This window comes from Citrobacter sp. Cpa228 (genome assembly GCF_030333085.1).
GTDB classification, from domain to species: Bacteria; Pseudomonadota; Gammaproteobacteria; order Enterobacterales; family Enterobacteriaceae; genus Citrobacter; species Citrobacter pasteurii.
On record NZ_JAOWGQ010000055.1, the window covers coordinates 1 to 17,244 of the forward strand.

General features: G+C 52.2%; 17 protein-coding genes. 9 read left to right on the forward strand and 8 right to left on the reverse strand.

Features of this window, described 5'->3' with window-relative positions; translation table 11 throughout:
- Positions 1–313: 313 nt before the first annotated feature.
- Positions 314–1,612 carry an MFS transporter gene (locus OGX91_RS18590; protein ID WP_286627146.1) on the forward strand — a complete coding sequence of 433 codons (1,299 nt, stop codon included), beginning with the start codon at positions 314–316 and terminating at the stop codon, positions 1,610–1,612.
- Here the strand turns inward: OGX91_RS18590 and OGX91_RS18595 are convergent.
- The 5 genes from OGX91_RS18595 to trxC form a co-directional block, all read right to left on the reverse strand.
- Positions 1,609–1,932, reverse strand: coding sequence for a YfiM family lipoprotein (locus tag OGX91_RS18595; protein ID WP_005121215.1), 324 nt, complete (start codon positions 1,930–1,932; stop codon positions 1,609–1,611). The two genes, OGX91_RS18590 and OGX91_RS18595, sit on opposite strands and share 4 nt — an antisense overlap.
- A gap of 44 nt (positions 1,933–1,976) precedes the next feature.
- Positions 1,977–3,332 (reverse strand): CDP-diacylglycerol--serine O-phosphatidyltransferase, encoded by a 1,356-nt coding sequence (gene pssA, locus OGX91_RS18600; RefSeq protein WP_286627299.1) that lies wholly within the window; start codon positions 3,330–3,332, stop codon positions 1,977–1,979.
- A gap of 114 nt (positions 3,333–3,446) precedes the next feature.
- A complete protein-coding gene (locus OGX91_RS18610; protein ID WP_040233403.1) occupies positions 3,447–6,107 on the reverse strand; it encodes a bifunctional acetate--CoA ligase family protein/GNAT family N-acetyltransferase in 2,661 nt (886 codons plus the stop codon).
- A 36-nt stretch (positions 6,108–6,143) separates the two neighbouring features.
- A complete protein-coding gene (gene tapT, locus OGX91_RS18615) occupies positions 6,144–6,842 on the reverse strand; it encodes a tRNA-uridine aminocarboxypropyltransferase (RefSeq protein ID WP_005121220.1) in 699 nt (232 codons plus the stop codon).
- A 69-nt stretch (positions 6,843–6,911) separates the two neighbouring features.
- On the reverse strand, positions 6,912–7,331 hold the full coding sequence (gene trxC, locus OGX91_RS18620; protein WP_003037559.1) for a thioredoxin TrxC: 420 nt from the start codon (positions 7,329–7,331) through the stop codon (positions 6,912–6,914).
- Between the two features lie 207 nt (positions 7,332–7,538).
- Here trxC and OGX91_RS18625 point away from each other — a divergent pair, with 207 nt between their 5' ends.
- Entirely contained in the window at positions 7,539–8,618 is a 1,080-nt protein-coding gene (locus OGX91_RS18625) for a tRNA/rRNA methyltransferase (RefSeq protein ID WP_005121221.1), read from the forward strand.
- Between the two features lie 33 nt (positions 8,619–8,651).
- Here the strand turns inward: OGX91_RS18625 and ung are convergent, their stop codons facing one another.
- Positions 8,652–9,341 carry a uracil-DNA glycosylase gene (gene ung / locus OGX91_RS18630; RefSeq protein ID WP_003037561.1) on the reverse strand — a complete coding sequence of 230 codons (690 nt, stop codon included), beginning with the start codon at positions 9,339–9,341 and terminating at the stop codon, positions 8,652–8,654.
- A gap of 317 nt (positions 9,342–9,658) precedes the next feature.
- Here ung and grcA point away from each other — a divergent pair, with 317 nt between their 5' ends.
- On the forward strand, positions 9,659–10,042 hold the full coding sequence (gene grcA, locus OGX91_RS18635) for an autonomous glycyl radical cofactor GrcA (RefSeq protein ID WP_005121223.1): 384 nt from the start codon (positions 9,659–9,661) through the stop codon (positions 10,040–10,042).
- Positions 10,043–10,165: 123 nt separating this feature from the next.
- Here grcA and srmB read toward each other — a convergent pair whose 3' ends face one another.
- Complete coding sequence (gene srmB / locus OGX91_RS18640; protein WP_003037569.1) at positions 10,166–11,494, reverse strand: ATP-dependent RNA helicase SrmB; 1,329 nt, start codon at positions 11,492–11,494, stop codon at positions 10,166–10,168.
- 130 nt (positions 11,495–11,624) lie between these two features.
- Here srmB and trmN point away from each other — a divergent pair, with 130 nt between their 5' ends.
- The gene (trmN, locus tag OGX91_RS18645) at positions 11,625–12,362 is read left to right on the forward strand and encodes a tRNA(1)(Val) (adenine(37)-N(6))-methyltransferase TrmN (protein ID WP_149692214.1); all 738 of its coding nucleotides are present in this window, start codon (positions 11,625–11,627) and stop codon (positions 12,360–12,362) included.
- Here the strand turns inward: trmN and nadB are convergent.
- Entirely contained in the window at positions 12,347–13,969 is a 1,623-nt protein-coding gene (gene nadB / locus OGX91_RS18650) for an L-aspartate oxidase (RefSeq protein ID WP_286627149.1), read from the reverse strand. The genes trmN and nadB overlap by 16 nt on opposite strands.
- Before the next feature lie 263 nt (positions 13,970–14,232).
- Here nadB and rseD point away from each other — a divergent pair, with 263 nt between their 5' ends.
- From rseD to rseC, 5 genes are read left to right on the forward strand one after another with little or no spacing between them, the layout of a single operon-like run.
- Positions 14,233–14,397, forward strand: a complete 165-nt coding sequence (rseD, locus tag OGX91_RS18655) for a rpoE leader peptide RseD (protein WP_124022090.1) — start codon at positions 14,233–14,235, stop codon at positions 14,395–14,397.
- Positions 14,394–14,969 (forward strand): RNA polymerase sigma factor RpoE, encoded by a 576-nt coding sequence (gene rpoE / locus OGX91_RS18660; protein WP_003037573.1) that lies wholly within the window; start codon positions 14,394–14,396, stop codon positions 14,967–14,969. Before rseD ends, rpoE begins: the two co-directional genes overlap by 4 nt.
- A 31-nt stretch (positions 14,970–15,000) precedes the next feature.
- Positions 15,001–15,651, forward strand: coding sequence for an anti-sigma-E factor RseA (gene rseA / locus OGX91_RS18665; RefSeq protein ID WP_286627151.1), 651 nt, complete (start codon positions 15,001–15,003; stop codon positions 15,649–15,651).
- Positions 15,651–16,607, forward strand: a complete 957-nt coding sequence (gene rseB, locus OGX91_RS18670; RefSeq protein ID WP_005130331.1) for a sigma-E factor regulatory protein RseB — start codon at positions 15,651–15,653, stop codon at positions 16,605–16,607. The genes rseA and rseB overlap by 1 nt, the downstream gene beginning before the upstream one ends.
- Positions 16,604–17,068 carry a SoxR-reducing system protein RseC gene (rseC, locus tag OGX91_RS18675; protein WP_005130330.1) on the forward strand — a complete coding sequence of 155 codons (465 nt, stop codon included), beginning with the start codon at positions 16,604–16,606 and terminating at the stop codon, positions 17,066–17,068. Before rseB ends, rseC begins: the two co-directional genes overlap by 4 nt.
- Positions 17,069–17,244: the final 176 nt, after the last annotated feature.

Sequence of the window (17,244 nt, forward strand, 5' to 3'; positions counted from 1 at the left end):
AGCCCATCCTGACGGATGGGCTTTTTTGCGTCTGTGCGGGGTAAAAACCGCCGGATGCAGCGTCCCGCCTTATCCGGCCTACAGGCGCTGGACTGAATGTATTTTGTAGGCCTGATAAGCGCAGCGCATCAGGCAATTCTGACAGCCAACCTGGTTCTCTTCCTTCGAACATTTCTTAATCCTTTTCCTGCTAATTAAAATCGTGATCTATCTCCCATAATAAATTATAACAATTATATAACATTTAATTTACCAAAACAGACACGAAACATCATTGATAGATTCATAAGATCCTGGCAGGGGTACAATTTTAATGGCTGATAGCAGTGTAACTGAGAACGGGGCGCTGGCAGATGGCGACACCCGTCGTCGTATATGGGCGATTGTCGGAGCATCGTCAGGGAACCTGGTCGAATGGTTTGATTTCTATATTTACTCTTTCTGCTCTCTCTACTTTGCTCATATCTTTTTTCCATCTGGAAACACCACCACGCAACTCTTACAAACTGCCGGCGTTTTTGCTGCAGGCTTTCTGATGCGGCCAATCGGGGGATGGCTTTTTGGTCGTATTGCGGATAAACACGGGCGTAAAAAGTCTATGCTGCTGTCCGTTTGTATGATGTGCATGGGATCGTTGGTGATCGCTTGTCTTCCGGGATATGAAACCATCGGCACCTGGGCTCCCGCGCTATTACTGCTGGCCAGATTATTCCAAGGGTTATCTGTTGGTGGGGAATACGGAACCAGCGCTACCTATATGAGTGAAGTAGCCGTTGAAGGTAAGAAAGGTTTTTATTCCTCATTCCAGTATGTGACGTTAATCGGCGGGCAGTTACTGGCATTGCTGGTTGTGGTCATATTACAGCAAACGTTAGAAGACTCGGCGCTAAGAGCGTGGGGTTGGCGTATTCCCTTTGCGCTGGGAGCCGTGCTGGCTATTGTTGCGCTATGGTTGCGTCGCCAGTTGGATGAAACCTCGAAACAGGATGTCCGTGCGTTGAAAGAAGCGGGTTCTCTGAAAGGGCTGTGGCGTAACCGCAAAGCCTTTCTTATGGTACTGGGATTCACCGCTGCTGGCTCGCTGTGTTTTTATACGTTTACGACCTACATGCAGAAATATCTGGTTAATACGGCTGGTATGCATGCCAACGTGGCCAGCGGCATTATGACAGCTGCATTGTGCGTGTTTATGCTAGTGCAACCGCTGTTCGGTGCGTTGTCAGATAAAATAGGCCGACGGACTTCAATGCTGTGTTTTGGCGCGTTAGCCGCGATTTTCACTGTTCCCATTTTGACCGCGTTGCAAAGCGTGACGTCTCCTTACATGGCGTTTGCTCTGGTGATGTGTGCCTTGTTGATCGTGAGTTTCTATACGTCAATTAGCGGTATTCTGAAGGCCGAAATGTTCCCGGCGCAGGTGCGTGCTCTGGGGGTTGGGTTATCTTATGCGGTGGCTAATGCTTTGTTTGGTGGTTCAGCCGAATATGTTGCGTTATCCCTGAAGTCTGTCGGTATGGAAACGACATTCTTCTGGTACGTTACAGCGCTGGCAGTCGTCGCATTTTTGGTATCACTGATGCTGCATGGGAAGGGGAAAGGCCTGCGCCTCTAATAATGTGCCAATTGCCAGACCGCATAGCCGGTAGACGCGCCAGCCACATCCCAGGCGAAGTCCTTCCAGCTCCAGCCGCTCCCGGCGGGGCGGCTGTCCCACAGCTCTTTTGACGCGCCCAGGCTGACTGAGAACATCAAACCGATAGCTGCGCTACGATCGCGGCTGTTGCCCTGATGTTGGGCATATTCGTTTCCGGCTGCGGCAAGCATGGCGGAGGCGATAAAGTGTTGAGCTTTGTCTTGCCCACTCCAGCTGTCGTTAGCCATGTGGCTACAACCGGAAAGAAGCAAAACACTGGTAAGAATAAACAGACGCACCGTGGCCTCCATAGGAAAAACCCCGTCACTGGACGGGGTCTTGGTTACAGAATACGGCTAATTAATCTGTCGATACGAATACGGCGTAATCGACGGATAAGCTTACGTACTTTGACTGGATAGTCGGCAATGCTCTGCAGGTCGCGATAGTGCTTCACGACGGTGGTATGCGTGCGGATGAGCTCCAGCTCTTTATCGCGCAGGGGAGTCAGCTCTTGCTGAGGATCGTGGATAAGGATGGCGTTTTCCAGATCCAGACGCCAGGCGCGAGGGTTAAGGTTGTTGCCAGTCAGCAGCATCCATTTATCATCAACCCACATGCCTTTCAGATGATAGGTGTTGTCATCATCTTTCCATAAGCGCACTACCAACTGGTCGGTATTCACGTAATACTGCAGTCTGCTCAGGAAACGGCGCAGATTTATTTCATACAGATAAGGCAACGCACCGATGATCTTGAATGGCTCATCTTCTGGAATGAAGAAGTCGTTGGCGGTTTTATCACCGACAATGATTTCGACCTTTTTCCCTTCACGCAGTAGTTGAATGATATTGCGCACCAGGATGGCAGGTAGGTTGAAATAAGGCGTACAAATGGTGAGTTTGTGCTCCGCGCAGGGCATGAGGTGGAAAATAGTCTTATTTAACAGACTGGATTTTCCGAGCCCAACCAGCGGCGTGACCGAAAGCTGTTCATTATCCGCATCACCCTGAAAATGGAAGGATGCATCGCGCAATTCCTGACGGTACAGGCGGATATCGTTTTTAATTTCCGGACTTTTAGGACGATGGATATCATCGAGACGATTAACGCCGCGCCCATTCATCAGGTTCTGCGTAACCCAATCGTACATGATATCGGCCATCTTCGCGTTGCGAATCAGCTGATAGCGGTCATAGCGGTATTTATCATGTTGGTGTAAGTAAACATCGTTCAGACTGGCCCCGCTATACAGGACGCTATCATCAATGATAAAGCCTTTAAAATGCAGAACACCAAGCGCTTCGCGGGTGTTAATTGGCACGCCGTAGACAGGGATATCGATACCCGGGTTTTCCTGCGCCATTCGACAATACCAGTCAGCGTTGGTATTGGATGCCGCAACACCAATACGTCCACGCTGGGCTCGGTGCCAGTCGACAAGCACCCGTACATCTAGCTCTGGACGCTGCCGTTTTGCCGCATAGAGCGCATCGAGAATGCCTTTGCCACCGTCATCCTGTTCCAGGTACAGTGCAATGATGCAGATCCGTCGCGTCGCGCTGGCTATTTTTTCCAGCAGAGTCTCCCTGAAATTAGCGGGAGCATAAAAGAAATCTACATCATCAACTGACTGAGAAATCTTAGGTAGTTGGGCAAGGTGTTGTTGATGTTTATTACGCTTAAATTTTGACAACATCACAGTGCATTTCTTCTCTGTTCATTGAAGGGTCCTCTGTGCTTTGCAGACGACATAAGCGGGCAATGATACCACCAGTCCCCATTAATGTGGTCAACATTTCCAGTACCTTACTCACGATTCCTCGAATTGGGCCAGATTAAGCGATAGCCCAACAATTCCCTCTTCGAGCTGGACGTCAACGACAAACCCGAGTTTTCGGGCCAGGGCGACCATCCCACGATTGTTTGGCATCGTAATACCATTCAAACGTATAAGTCCGTGATCTCGCGTATATGCGATTAATTTTTCCATCAACCGGCGACCCAATCCAAGCCCTTTGAGATCGGAACGAACCAGCACGGCAAACTCGGCATCAACGTTATCAGGATCCGAGATTGCTCGCGTTACGCCGAGGATCTCTTGCTGATTATCTTTACAGCGTACCGCCACAAAGGCCATTTCCCGATCGTAGTCGATCTGCGTCATATTGGCTAAATCTTCATGGGTGAATTCGTTGATCTCACTGAAATAGCGATAATAAAGATCTTCTTTAGTTACCTGAGATATGAACTGCTGCAGATGAGGTTCATCCTCTGGCAAAATGGGACGGAACAGGCAGCGCTCCCCGTTTTTCAACTCCACCCACTCTTCAAGCTGATGGGGATAAGGGCGTACCGCAAGCCTGCTTTCGTTATCGCCCGTGAAAGGGGCAATATCCAGTGTGACGTCCAGTGCAGTAAATTCCCCAGCAGAGGCCAGTAGAGGATGGATATCCAGGCGCTGAATTTCCGGACAATCGACGATCAGGTTGGAGACCTGGACCAACAGTTGGCTTAAGCCTGCAATATCTAAGGGACGTAGTGCGCTGCGAGCGCGGATCTTTTTGTTTTTGATCCCCTGGATCACCAGATAACGCGCCAGGTTCATGTTGAGTGGCGGCAATGCGACAACAGCTTGCTCTTCAGGACGCCACTCAACTCCGCCTTCGCCCAGCATAATCAACGGGCCAAATACCGGGTCCTGTTCGACGACGACGCGCAGCTCCTGAGCGCCGGCGCGGTTAGCCATACTTTGTACTAACAAACCGTGGATACGTGCCTGTGGCCAGGCCATTTTTACCCGATCAAAAATCGCATTGGCTGCCTGCTGCACTTCTGTTGCCGTACGCAGGTACAACATAACCCCCTGAACTTCCGACTTATGCGGGATATCAGGAGAGCGCAGCTTCAGTGCTACCGGGTAACCGATTTGTTCTGCGATGTGGACGGCTTCTGCACTGTCGCTGGCGATCCATGTCGGCAGCGTGTGTAAGCCATAGGCGTGTAAAATCGGCTGTACTTCATGGGTATCCAGCGACGTTGCGCCTTCGGCAATCGCCTGCTGTAACAGATTATGCGCCTCGGCGGTGTTGGTGGTCAGAGAGTCGGGCAGCGCAGGCGTTTCCCGTAGTTGCTTCTGGTTACGTCGATATTCCACCATATGCATAAAGGCGGTGATGGTGCCTTCAGGTGTGCGGTAAGTCGGTAATCCGGCTTCGCTAAACAGTCTGCGTGCTTCCTGGGATGAAAACTCGCCGCACCAGTTGGTCAGCAACGAGACGAACTTGCCGCGCGGATGACGCTTTACCGCTTCGATCAATGCTTGCGCGCTTTCGGTTCCGGGGGCGGCTGCGCTGGGTGAGTGAATCACCATTAGCGCGTCGAAATCCTGGCTGGCAAGCAAAATATCCAGTGTCTTAACATAGTGCTCACTGCTGGCGTCGTCCCGCAGATCCAGCGGGTTGGCGATATCAACGTGTTCAGGTAGGGCATCGCGTAATTTCTGGCAGGTATCTTCACTCAATGTCGCCAGCTTGCCATTTTTTGACCATAGCTCATCTAATGCCAGTGCGGCAGGTGCGGCTCCATTGCTGATGATCATCAGCCTGTCGCCACGCAGCGGGCGCATGTGGCTCAGGGTTTCCACCGCTGAGAACAGCTCGTGAGTGTCTTGTACGCGTAATAAACCGGCGCGCTGAATAGCCGCATCCCACGCGGGATCCATCCCAGCACTGGTATGCAGCAGGCGCTGAGCCGCCGGACTGCGACCACTTTTGATCACCAAAATGGGTTTGTTGCGTGAGGCGCTACGGGCGGCGGAGACAAAGCGGCGGGCATCGCTTAAATGTTCGAGATACAGCAATATCGCGCTGGTTTTACTGTCGCGTGCCAGGTAATCCAGTAGCTCATCAACGTCGATATCCAGGCTGTCACCCAGCGCGATAAAGTAAGAAAAGCCCATTTCTCTCTGCTGTGCCCAGTCGAGTATGGTATTGGATACGGCGGCGGATTGAGAGATGAAAGCCAGCTTGCCTCGCTTAATCGGGACGGGGGAAAAGCTGGCGTTAAGCCCCTGCCAGGGAGCGAGAAGCCCCAGACTGTTGGGACCCAGCAGACGTATGTTGTAGCGTGATGCGCAGGCCAACAGCTCCGCGTGTTGCGCCGTAGGAGCCGAGAGAATAATGCAGGTTTTACAACCTTTCTCGCCAAGCGCTTCGAGCAACGTCAGGTTGCGGCTGGCATTGGTGCACAATACGGCGAGATCGGGGCTAAAAGGCAGGCTGCTGATATTGGGCCAGGCCAGTACGCCCAACACCGCTTTCCAGGCGGGGGTCACTGGTAAAACGGGGCCGTTGAACCCTCCTGCCAGCAGGTTACGCATCATCAGGTATCCTGCTCGATTAGGCTTCATTGACGCCCCAATCACAGCAATGGATTTCGGTCGCAGTAGTGCTTCCAGACCACGCTGACTCATATCGGCTTCCTTAATGACTCCAGTGACCGAATGATTTTACACGCTTTCTGGCGAGTCTGCTGTGACGCTTCCCTGATGTTGCGTTTTTCCTGCCAGGTAGCGTGTTTTAAAGCGCGTGAAGTGTTCACCTAATCCTTCGGCTGCCTGCTTATCGCCTGCCAGATCCAGTAAAGCGATTGCCACTTCGGCAGTGCAATATTGCCCCTCGGCATGGACTTCGCGCAGATGGTAAGCGGAGAGGCGTGATAGATCGACGGAGATCACCGGTAGGTTATCAAGGTACGGGCTTTTGCGGAACATTTTGCGTGCTTCCGGCCAGGTGCCATCAAGCATAATGAACAGCGGTGGTTTACCCGCCGGTGGTGTGAAAATGACCTCACGCCCCTCGTCGGCATAAGATGCCGGGAATACGACCATCGGCTGATAATCCGGATTTTTCACCAGCTCAAGCAATGCTGACGGCGGTTCGGTACGTGACCACTGAAACGCAGCGGTATCAGGCAGTATATCGGCAATTAAACGCCCGGTATTGCTGGGTTTCATCGGTTCGGTATCAAACATCACCAGGCAAAAACGACTTTTCGCCTGAGCTGGCGTCAGCGTTTCACACAGGCACAGTTTCAGCGGTAGCAGGCAGCGCTGACAGCGACGAATGCGGTTACCTCGGGCAAGAAAAGGGCGCGTGGCGCGCGCAAGACGCTCGGCACGTAACTGGAGAACGGCGTTATTGGTCATCGGGAAGCACGTTGAAAAATGCTATTGTCTCAGAGGACAAAACGGGGCACAAGATGTGCCCCGCAGAGTTTATAATGATTCGTTAAGCCAGCTATCAAACGGGGCCTTAGGTACGGCGCCATTAAGCATGTCGACGATTTCACCTTTTCTGAAGATCATGATGGTCGGGATGCTGCGGATACCGAAGCGGGCGCTGAGCTCACGTTCGGCTTCCGTATTCACTTTAACAAAACGTACTTTACCGCTACGTTCTTCCGCGACATCTTCAAAAATTGGCGCGAAGTTGCGGCATGGGCCACACCAGGGAGCCCAAAAATCAACCACCACTGGGAGATCGTCTTTTAACAGTTTATCCAGTGTTTCACCGGTCGCATTGATCACCTCCCCATCAAACAGGTCGTGACCACAGCGTCCGCATTTAGCCGCTTCCTGGACACGATCGTCGGGGATGCGGTTGATAGCCTGGCAGCTGGTACAAACGGTATTCATAACTAACCTCTGGATGAATGGAGTGGACTTCACGGCAGTAACGCCAGTATGTTTCTATTATGTTACATATTATCGGGGAGTCTGTTCTAAACAACAATGCGTTTTATTCAATGAGTACAATAGTCCTTAGCTTTTAAATGAAATAATGGCTAACGACGTGCACATCGGGTAATCTGCGCGCTTCGCGCAGAGCAGGTGGAGAAAAACATGAGCGACGAACTGAAGAACAAAAACGGCAAGGTCAAAGTGATGTACGTCCGCAGTGACGATGACTCGGATAAACGCACCCAAAATCCACGTACTGGTAAAGGCGGCGGTCGCCCCGGTACTTCCCGAGCCGAAGGCGGTCGTCGCCCTGCCCGTGATGACAGAAAGGGGCCGAACAGCGAACGCGGTCGTGAACGTGGTCGTGACCGCGATGTTGAACGCGACCGTAAACGTGAAGATTCACCGTGGCGTACCGTATCCCGCGCACCGAGTGATGATACTGCGGATAAAGCCGATCATGGTGGCATCAGCGGTAAGAGCTTTATCGATCCTGAAGTACTGCGTCGTCAGCGCGCGGAAGAAACCCGCGTTTATGGCGAAAATGCGTGCCAGGCGTTGTTCCAGAGCCGCCCGGACGCCATTGTCCGCGCCTGGTTTGTTCAGAGCGTCACCCCGCGCTTTAAAGAAGCATTACGCTGGATGGCGGCAAACCGCAAAGCCTATCACGTGGTTGATGAGGCCGAACTGGCGAAAGCATCTGGTACCGAGCACCATGGTGGTGTCTGCTTCCTGATCAAAAAGCGTAACGGTACCACCGTTAAGCAGTGGGTTGGTCAGGCCGGAGCGCAGGATTGTGTGCTGGCGCTGGAAGATATCGCCAACCCGCATAACCTGGGCGGTATGATGCGTAGCTGTGCGCACTTCGGCGTGAAAGGCGTAGTGGTACAGGACGCAGCATTACTGGAATCGGGTGCGGCTATCCGTACCGCTGAAGGTGGAGCAGAGCACGTTCAGCCGATTACCGGTGACAGTATTGTCGACGTGCTGGATGATTTTCGTAACGCGGGTTACACGGTAGTGATGACCTCAAGCGTGAAAGGCAAACCGCTGTTTACAACCACGCTGCCAGAAAAAATGGTGCTGGTGTTAGGCCGCGAACGTGAAGCTCTGCCAGAAGCAGCTTGCTCAGCAGACGATCTGTGCGTTGCGATTGATGGTACTGGCAACGTAGAAACGCTTAACGTCTCCGTTGCGACAGGTGTACTGCTCGCGGAGTGGTGGCGTCAGAACAAAGCCTGATAATAAAAATGCCAGCGATTCGCTGGCATTTTTTTACTCGCTCTCCGCCGGCAATACCGGCATCCAGTCGATCGGCTTTTCTCCCCGTTGTTCCAGCCATTCATTAGCCAGCACAAAGTGATTGCAGCCAAAGAAACCGCGATGGGCAGAAAGAGGGGACGGGTGCGGTGCTTTCAGCACATGGTGGCGCTGTGCATCAATAATCGCGCCTTTCTTCTGCGCGTGAGAACCCCAAAGCAGGAAAACAACCCCTTCCCGATGTTGGTTAATCAGGCTGATGACTTTATCGGTAAAGGTTTCCCAACCCAGACTGGCATGCGAATGCGCCTGACCCGCCCGAACGGTGAGCACGGTGTTCAGTAGCAACACCCCCTGGCGTGCCCAACTTTCCAGATATCCGTGCGTTGGGCGGGTGAAGCCGGGAATTGTTGCTTCCAGCTCTTTGTACATGTTCAGCAACGAAGGCGGAGTGGCAATCCCCGGACGAACAGAGAACGCGAGACCGTGTGCCTGGCCTGGACCGTGGTAGGGATCTTGTCCCAGAATGACGACTTTCACGTCGCCAAGTTCGGTAAAGCGAAACGCGTTAAACACATCTTTTTGCGGCGGATAAATTGTCATTCCTGACTGACGCTCGCCGGCAACAGTATGCAGTGTGTTAACAAAATAAGGCTGCTGTTTTTCTTCAGCCAGCACATCGTGCCAGGTTAATTCGGTGGCCATCTCGCTCTCCTGCGAATTTTCAATCCCCCTAGCTTAACTGCTTCTTTCGACGTCGCAAAATTCTGTACGTTTCTCAAGGGGCTACCCCTTAAAGATAGTTGAAAATTTATGTAAAAAGTTTATCTGTTTGCATGGCGTAAGTTGATGTAAAACAATAAAATCCACCTATCACCACTTTTGATGTGTGGTTTTTATTGATTTAAATCAAAGATTCAAGGGTGGGTGAGGGGTATATATACACTCAAGCAACAATGGTTTTACCAATTGGCCGGATGCGGCCAACCGAAATCAAATAATTTTGCCGGGGAGGCATCAACATGATTACAGGTATCCAGATTACTAAAGCTGCAAACGACGACCTGCTGAACTCTTTCTGGCTGCTGGACAGCGAAAAAGGCGAAGCACGCTGCATCGTTGCGAAAGCAGGTTTCAATGCTGATGACGTCGTTGCCGTCAGCAAACTGGGCGAAATCGAATACCGTGAAGTACCGGTAGATGTACAGCCAGAAGTTCGTGTAGAAGGTGGTCAGCACCTGAACGTTAACGTTCTGCGTCGTGAAACACTGGAAGATGCAGTTAAGCACCCGGAAAAATATCCGCAACTGACCATCCGTGTTTCTGGTTATGCAGTGCGCTTTAACTCTCTGACTCCAGAACAGCAGCGCGACGTTATTGCTCGTACCTTTACTGAGAGCCTGTAAGGCTCACGGAGTCATACTCCGGTAATCAGATAATCAAAAAGCGGAAGATGCTCTGACATCTTCCGCTTTTTTGTCGTTGAAAGAAGGTAAAAAAATACCGGGTTGATTCACCCGGCACTCGGTTTACTCTTTGTCGGACTGCTGGGTAGCAGCTCCACTTGGCTTACGACGTTTGCCGATATTTTTGGCGTCGCGGTGACGTTTTTTCACCCGTGGCTTCTCTTTCTCTTTCGCTTTTTTCTCGGCGCGCTTCGCCAGCACTTTCTTGGATGGCTTACCGTTGGATTTCTCACTTGGCGCGCGCGTGGTTGGACGCAGTTCGTCGATGACGCGTGCTTTCAGCGGCTCGTCAATATAGCGGCTCGCTTTGCCGAGCAGCAGGTGGTCATGCGCTTCAACCAAAGAGATTGCAGTACCTTTACGCCCGGCACGACCGGTACGACCAATGCGGTGCAGATAGGCATCGCCACTGCGCGGCATGTCGAAGTTAAACACGTGGCTGACGTCAGGAATATCGATCCCGCGTGCGGCAACGTCAGTTGCTACCAGCACGTTCACGCGACCATCGGTCAGGCGCTTGATCGCTTCGTTACGTTTGTTCTGCACCATCTCGCCTTCGAGATAGCAGTTATTAATGCCTGCCTGGCGCAGCCAGCCTGCCAGCTCGTGCACACGTTCGCGTTTGCGTACAAAGACAATTGAGCGGGTCGCTTCCGGCTGTTTTAACAGATGGATCAGCAGGGCAGTTTTGTGCTCGATATCATCGGCACGGTAGTAAAACTGATGGATCTTCTTGCGTTCGCGGGTGGACGGATCCGCCGAGACTTCGACAGGATCTTCCAGCAGACGCTCGGCAAAATCTTTGATCGCATCGCCTTCCAGCGTGGCGGAGAACAGCATGGTTTGCTTACGCCAACGGGTTTCACCGGCAATATGCTCGATGTCCTGGGCAAAGCCCATATCCAGCATACGGTCTGCTTCATCGAGGATCAGCGTTTCAACTGCATGGCAGTCGAAGTTCTCTTCTTTAATGTATTGCAGCAGACGACCAGTGGTGGCGACCACGATGTCCTGGTTTTCGCTAAAGACTTCCATGTGGTTCATGTAAGCCACGCCACCGGTAATGGTGGCGATATCCAGATGCGTATTTTTGGCCAATTCACGGGCGTGTTCGGCAACCTGCATCGCCAGTTCGCGCGTCGGTGTCAGGATTAAAATGCGCGGTGGACCGGATTTCTTGCGCGGGAAGTCGAGCAGGTGCTGCAACGCTGGCAGCAAATATGCCGCCGTTTTACCGGTGCCTGTCGGCGCAGAACCGAGTACATCACGGCCATCGAGCGCAGGCGGAATGGCGGCAGCCTGAATGGCGGTCGGGCGAGTGAAACCTTTTTCCTGGAGGGCATCCAGAAGGCTTTCATCGAGTTCAAGTTCGGAAAAAGTCGTTACAGTCATGTTCTACCTCTGAGTGGGGCGCTGATTATAGACGTTACGGCTGCAATCTTCATCTGTTTGTATGGATATACCTTCTCAGGTATTGTTTTTATCCTATGTTATCGTTTTTTTTCCAGGAAGGTTGTTCTTCATGCCCCAGTCTACATCCGTACTTCGGCGTAATGGATTTACTTTTAAGCAGTTTTTTGTGGCACACGATCGTTGTGCAATGAAAGTCGGAACGGACGGCATTTTATTGGGTGCCTGGGCTCCTGTGGCTGGCGTAAAACGGATCCTTGATATTGGTACCGGGAGCGGTCTGCTGGCGCTGATGTTGGCCCAACGTACAGATGAAAACGTCATCATTGATGCTGTTGAGCTTGATGTTGACGCCGCGCAGCAGGCACAGGATAACATCGCGCAATCTCCGTGGATGCATCGTGTGAGGGTACATTCAGAGGATGCTCAGCAATGGGTACCGCGCCAGACCGTACGTTTTGACCTGATTATCAGCAATCCACCCTATTATGAACAGGGTGTGGAATGCGCAACCCCGCAACGTGAACAGGCGCGCTACACGACCACGCTCGATCACGAAGCATTGCTCACCCTGGCGGCTGACAGCATTACGGAAGAAGGTTTTTTTTGTGTGGTGCTACCGGAGCAGATTGGTAACGCGTTTACCCAGCAGGCACTTAGCATGGGCTGGCATCTGCGATTGCGCACGGATGTAGCAGAAACCGAGGCTCGTCTACCACATCGGGTTTTGCTGGCATTCTCCCCGCAGGCCGGGGAGTGCTTTAGTGACAGGCTGGTTATCCGTGGGTCAGACCAGCGTTATTCTGAAGGCTACACGGCGCTGACCCAGGCGTTCTATCTGTTTATGTGATGACTGAGCGGCGAGAGAATAGACGGGCCTGATTCAGGAAGCTGTTCTGGATAATCCAGCGTATAGTGCAGGCCCCGACTTTCTTTGCGCATCATCGCACAGCGGACAATCAGCTCAGCTACCTGCACCAGATTGCGCAGTTCCAGCAAATTATTCGACACGCGGAAATGGGCGTAATATTCGTCGATTTCCTGCTGCAACATCGTGATACGGCGCAGGGCGCGCTCCAGACGTTTAGTGGTGCGCACAATTCCGACGTAATCCCACATAAACAGCCGCAGCTCATGCCAGTTATGCTGAATGACAACCAACTCATCCGGGTTTTCTACCCGGCTTTCATCCCAGCCCGGGAGCGTGCTGACGCCGCGTGCATAAGGCATACGCCTGTCGATATCTTCGGCCGCGGACCAGCCGTAAACCAGGCACTCCAGCAATGAGTTCGACGCCATGCGGTTGGCGCCATGCAGGCCGGTATAACTCACTTCGCCGATCGCATACAGCCCGTCGACATCTGTACGACCAAAGTCATCAACCATCACGCCGCCGCAGGTATAGTGCGCGGCAGGAACGATAGGGACCGGCTCTTTGGTCAGATCGATGCCCAGTCCCAGCAATTTTTCGTAAATCATCGGGAAATGCTGACGAACAAATTCTTCTGGCTTATGGCTGATGTCGAGGAACATGCAGTCAGCACCCAAACGCTTCATCTCATGGTCGATGGCACGGGCGACAATATCACGTGGGGCAAGCTCGCCGCGTTTGTCAAAGTCGGGCATAAAGCGTGAACCGTCCGGGCGCTTCAGGTGTGCGCCTTCGCCACGTAGCGCCTCGGTCAGCAGAAAATTGCGTGCCTGCGGATGATACAGCGCCGTCGGGTGAAACTGGTTAAATTCCAGATTGGCGACACGGCACCCTGCGCGCCAGGCCATTGCAATTCCGTCACCCGAAGAAATATCCGGATTGGTGGTGTATTGATACACTTTTGATGCGCCGCCGGTGGCCAACACTACCGACTTCGCATGGCAGGTCTCAACGGCTTCTTTATTGCGATTCCAGATCCAGGCTCCGACAACCCGACGCGTTCCCGGCAGACCGATTTTATCGGAGACAATCAGGTCGACAGCATTACTGCGCTCGAGAACCCGGATGTTGGGATGATTTTGTGCCTGGCTGACGAGGGTGGTTTCGACTTCTTTGCCGGTAGCATCCGCAGCGTGCAGGATGCGTCGATGGCTATGACCGCCTTCACGGGTCAGATGGTAACTCTCTTCACCATTGGGCTGAACCTGCGTATCAAATAAGACGCCTTGATCAATTAGCCACTGGACACATGAACGGGCGTTACTGGCAACAAACTCAACGGCATGACGATCGCAAAGACCGGCCCCGGCAATCAGCGTGTCTTCAACGTGGGAGTCAATGCTGTCGGTTTCATCGAAAACAGCGGCAATACCGCCCTGGGCATAAAATGTCGAGCCTTCACTGACAGGCCCCTTGCTCAGAACAATAACCTGATGTTTTTCAGCCAGCCGCAGAGCCAGTGAGAGTCCGGCAGCCCCGCTGCCAATAATCAGCACGTCACAGGATAATTCAGGAGTCGTATTCATGATTTTTGTTTAATTTACTAAACAGTGTTTGATCACCATAGCACCACATTGCGCGATACTGCACGTTTTATTTTTAATCGTGTTGCAATGACTAAACACAGAGGAAAGGCATGTGGATGAGTGAACGAGCAAAAATATTTTGTGAAGCAGGCCGTTAGCATCAGATTATGAGGTGAAATAAAGTGGCTGTTGGGTTACTCTGCAGGCGGTGAAATGGGCATTTCTATACAGATAGTGCGTTGATCGGGTTATGTAGACTTATAATGAGAGATAAGACCTGTCTACAACATGACAAACAAAAACAAATGCGTAACGGAACTTTACGAAACTTGAGCACTCTAAGCTTTTGCTTGCTCATAGTGAAGCTTATGGAGTGGCGTTTCGAAAGCGCGTGGAAATTTGGTTTGGGGAGACTTTACCTCGGATGAGCGAGCAGTTAACGGACCAGGTCCTGGTTGAACGGGTCCAGAAGGGAGATCAGAAAGCCTTTAACTTACTGGTGGTTCGCTACCAGCATAAAGTGGCGAGTCTGGTTTCCCGCTATGTACCATCGGGCGATGTTCCCGATGTTGTACAAGAAGCATTTATTAAGGCCTATCGTGCGCTGGACTCGTTCCGGGGAGATAGTGCTTTTTATACCTGGCTGTATCGTATTGCAGTCAATACAGCGAAGAATTACCTGGTCGCTCAGGGGCGTCGTCCACCTTCCAGTGATATAGATGCGATTGAAGCAGAAAATTACGAAAGTGGCGGTGCGCTGAAAGAAATTTCGAACCCTGAGAACTTAATGTTGTCAGAAGAACTGAGACAGATAGTTTTCCGAACTATTGAGTCCCTCCCGGAAGATTTACGCATGGCAATAACCTTGCGGGAGCTGGATGGCCTGAGCTATGAAGAGATAGCCGCTATCATGGATTGTCCGGTGGGTACGGTGCGTTCACGTATCTTCCGAGCGAGGGAAGCTATTGATAATAAAGTTCAACCGCTTATCAGGCGTTGACGATAGCGGGATACTGGAAAAGGTATTAGGCATGCAGAAAGAAAAACTTTCCGCTTTAATGGATGGCGAAACGCTGGACACTGAGTTACTCAAAGAGCTGGCTCATGACCCGGAAATGCAAAAAACCTGGGAGAGTTATCACCTGATTCGCGATTCCATGCGAGGTGATACCGCCGACGTTCTCCATTTCGATATTTCCGACCGCGTAATGGCTGCTATCGCAGATGAGCCAGTACGTCAGGCGGTGCCATTGATTCCTGAGGCCCAGCCAGCACCGCATCAGTGGCAGAAGATGCCATTCTGGAAGAAAATGCGTCCGTGGGTCGCGCAGCTTACCCAAATGGGTGTGGCCGCGTGTGTATCACTTGCAGTTATTGTTGGCGTCCAGCACTATAATGGACAATCTGAAACGTCCCAGCAGCCCGAAACGCCGGTATTTAATACATTACCGATGATGGGTAAAGCCAGTCCGGTGAGCCTGGGTGTACCTTCTGACGCGACGGCCAGCGGCGGTCAGCAACAGCAGGTACAGGAGCAGCGTCGTCGTATTAATGCCATGTTGCAGGATTACGAACTGCAACGTCGACTGCACTCCGAACAGCTTCAGTTTGAGCAGGCGCAAACACAGCAAGCCGCTGTCCAGGTGCCAGGAATTCAAACTTTAGGAACGCAATCGCAGTAATGAAGCAACTTTGGTTTGCCATGTCACTTGTGGCTGGTAGCCTGTTCTTCTCTGTAAACGCCTCGGCCAATCCTGCGTCCGGGGCGTTGTTGCAGCAGATGAATCTGGCCAGCCAGTCGCTCACCTATGAGCTGTCATTTGTCAGCATCAATAAGCAGGGTGTTGAATCCCTACGTTATCGCCATGCCCGCCTGGATAACCGTCCGCTCGCGCAACTGTTGCAAATGGATGGACCGCGCCGGGAAGTGGTGCAACGTGGCAACGAAATCAGTTACTTTGAGCCAGGACTTGAACCGTTCACGCTGAATGGCGACTATATCGTTGATTCTCTGCCATCCCTGATTTACACCGACTTTAAACGTCTTGCACCTTACTATGATTTTATCGCGGTAGGACGCACGCGTATTGCAGACCGACTCTGCGAAGTTATCCGCGTGGTAGCGCGTGACGGTACGCGTTACAGCTACATCGTCTGGATGGACACCGAAACCAAGCTGCCAATGCGTGTCGATCTCCTCGATCGGGATGGCGAAACGCTGGAACAGTTCCGCGTTATCGCCTTTACTGTTAACAACGGTGTCAGCGACAGCATGCAGACGCTGGCGAAAGCCAATCTGCCGCCGTTACTGTCAGTTCCTGCGGGGGAGAAAACGAACTTCAACTGGAGTCCATCGTGGTTACCACAAGGATTCAGTGAGGTCTCCAGCAGCCGACGTCCACTGCCGACAATGGATAACATGCCGATTGAATCGCGCCTGTATTCTGATGGCCTGTTCAGTTTTTCTGTGAACGTGAACCGTGCGTCGCAAAACAGCGCCGATCAGCTGCTGCGTACCGGACGTCGAACGGTCAGTACTACCGTGCGGGATAATGCCGAAATCACTATCGTCGGTGAGCTTCCGCCGCAAACGGCGAAGCGTATTGCAGACAATATCAAGTTCAGGGCCGCGCAATGATTAAAGAATGGGCAACGGTTGTTTCCTGGCAAAATGGTCTGGCAACGGTCAGCTGCGATGTTAAAGCATCGTGTAGCAGCTGCGCCTCGCGGGCTGGATGCGGCAGTCGTGTGCTGAACAAACTGGGGCCGCAAACAACGCATACTATCGTGGTACCCAGCGATGAACCGCTGACGCCAGGGCAGAAAGTTGAACTGGGTATTGCCGAAGGGAGCCTGTTAGGCTCGGCGATGCTGGTTTATATGTCTCCGCTGGCGGGACTCTTTATTTTTGCTGCGCTGTTTCAGGTGCTGTTTGGCAGTGATATCGCCGCACTCAGCGGGGCGATACTGGGCGGCGTGGGGGGATTCCTGATTGCGCGAGGATATTCCCGTAAGCTTGCTGAGCGCAAAGCCTGGCAACCGGTTATTCTCAACGTAGCTCTCCCGCCTGATCTGATTCGTGTTGAAACCCAGCAGTGATATCTTTGCCTGATGGCGCTGCGCTTATCAGGCCGACAGCGTCCTCAGATGCAGAGGTAGGCCGGATAAGGCGTTTATGCCGCCATCCGGCAAAAGTTTCACTGACTTTGCAAAGTTGTTTCCAGTTCCCGCTATCCTTGCTCTATGAACATTTCCTCGCCTCAGCGATGTAGTGT

Coding starts and splice junctions, on each gene's coding strand:
- OGX91_RS18625 (WP_005121221.1), top strand. CDS start 7,539: ATGAGCGACGAACTGAAGAACAAAAACGGCAAGGTCAAAGTGATGTAC.
- trmN (WP_149692214.1), top strand. CDS start 11,625: ATGCCCCAGTCTACATCCGTACTTCGGCGTAATGGATTTACTTTTAAG.
- trxC (WP_003037559.1), bottom strand. CDS start 7,331: ATGAATACCGTTTGTACCAGCTGCCAGGCTATCAACCGCATCCCCGAC.
- OGX91_RS18610 (WP_040233403.1), bottom strand. CDS start 6,107: ATGAGTCAGCGTGGTCTGGAAGCACTACTGCGACCGAAATCCATTGCT.
- nadB (WP_286627149.1), bottom strand. CDS start 13,969: ATGAATACGACTCCTGAATTATCCTGTGACGTGCTGATTATTGGCAGC.
- rseA (WP_286627151.1), top strand. CDS start 15,001: ATGCAGAAAGAAAAACTTTCCGCTTTAATGGATGGCGAAACGCTGGAC.
- pssA (WP_286627299.1), bottom strand. CDS start 3,332: ATGTTGTCAAAATTTAAGCGTAATAAACATCAACAACACCTTGCCCAA.
- rseD (WP_124022090.1), top strand. CDS start 14,233: ATGAGAGATAAGACCTGTCTACAACATGACAAACAAAAACAAATGCGT.
- OGX91_RS18590 (WP_286627146.1), top strand. CDS start 314: ATGGCTGATAGCAGTGTAACTGAGAACGGGGCGCTGGCAGATGGCGAC.
- rpoE (WP_003037573.1), top strand. CDS start 14,394: ATGAGCGAGCAGTTAACGGACCAGGTCCTGGTTGAACGGGTCCAGAAG.
- grcA (WP_005121223.1), top strand. CDS start 9,659: ATGATTACAGGTATCCAGATTACTAAAGCTGCAAACGACGACCTGCTG.
- rseC (WP_005130330.1), top strand. CDS start 16,604: ATGATTAAAGAATGGGCAACGGTTGTTTCCTGGCAAAATGGTCTGGCA.
- srmB (WP_003037569.1), bottom strand. CDS start 11,494: ATGACTGTAACGACTTTTTCCGAACTTGAACTCGATGAAAGCCTTCTG.
- ung (WP_003037561.1), bottom strand. CDS start 9,341: ATGGCCACCGAATTAACCTGGCACGATGTGCTGGCTGAAGAAAAACAG.
- rseB (WP_005130331.1), top strand. CDS start 15,651: ATGAAGCAACTTTGGTTTGCCATGTCACTTGTGGCTGGTAGCCTGTTC.
- tapT (WP_005121220.1), bottom strand. CDS start 6,842: ATGACCAATAACGCCGTTCTCCAGTTACGTGCCGAGCGTCTTGCGCGC.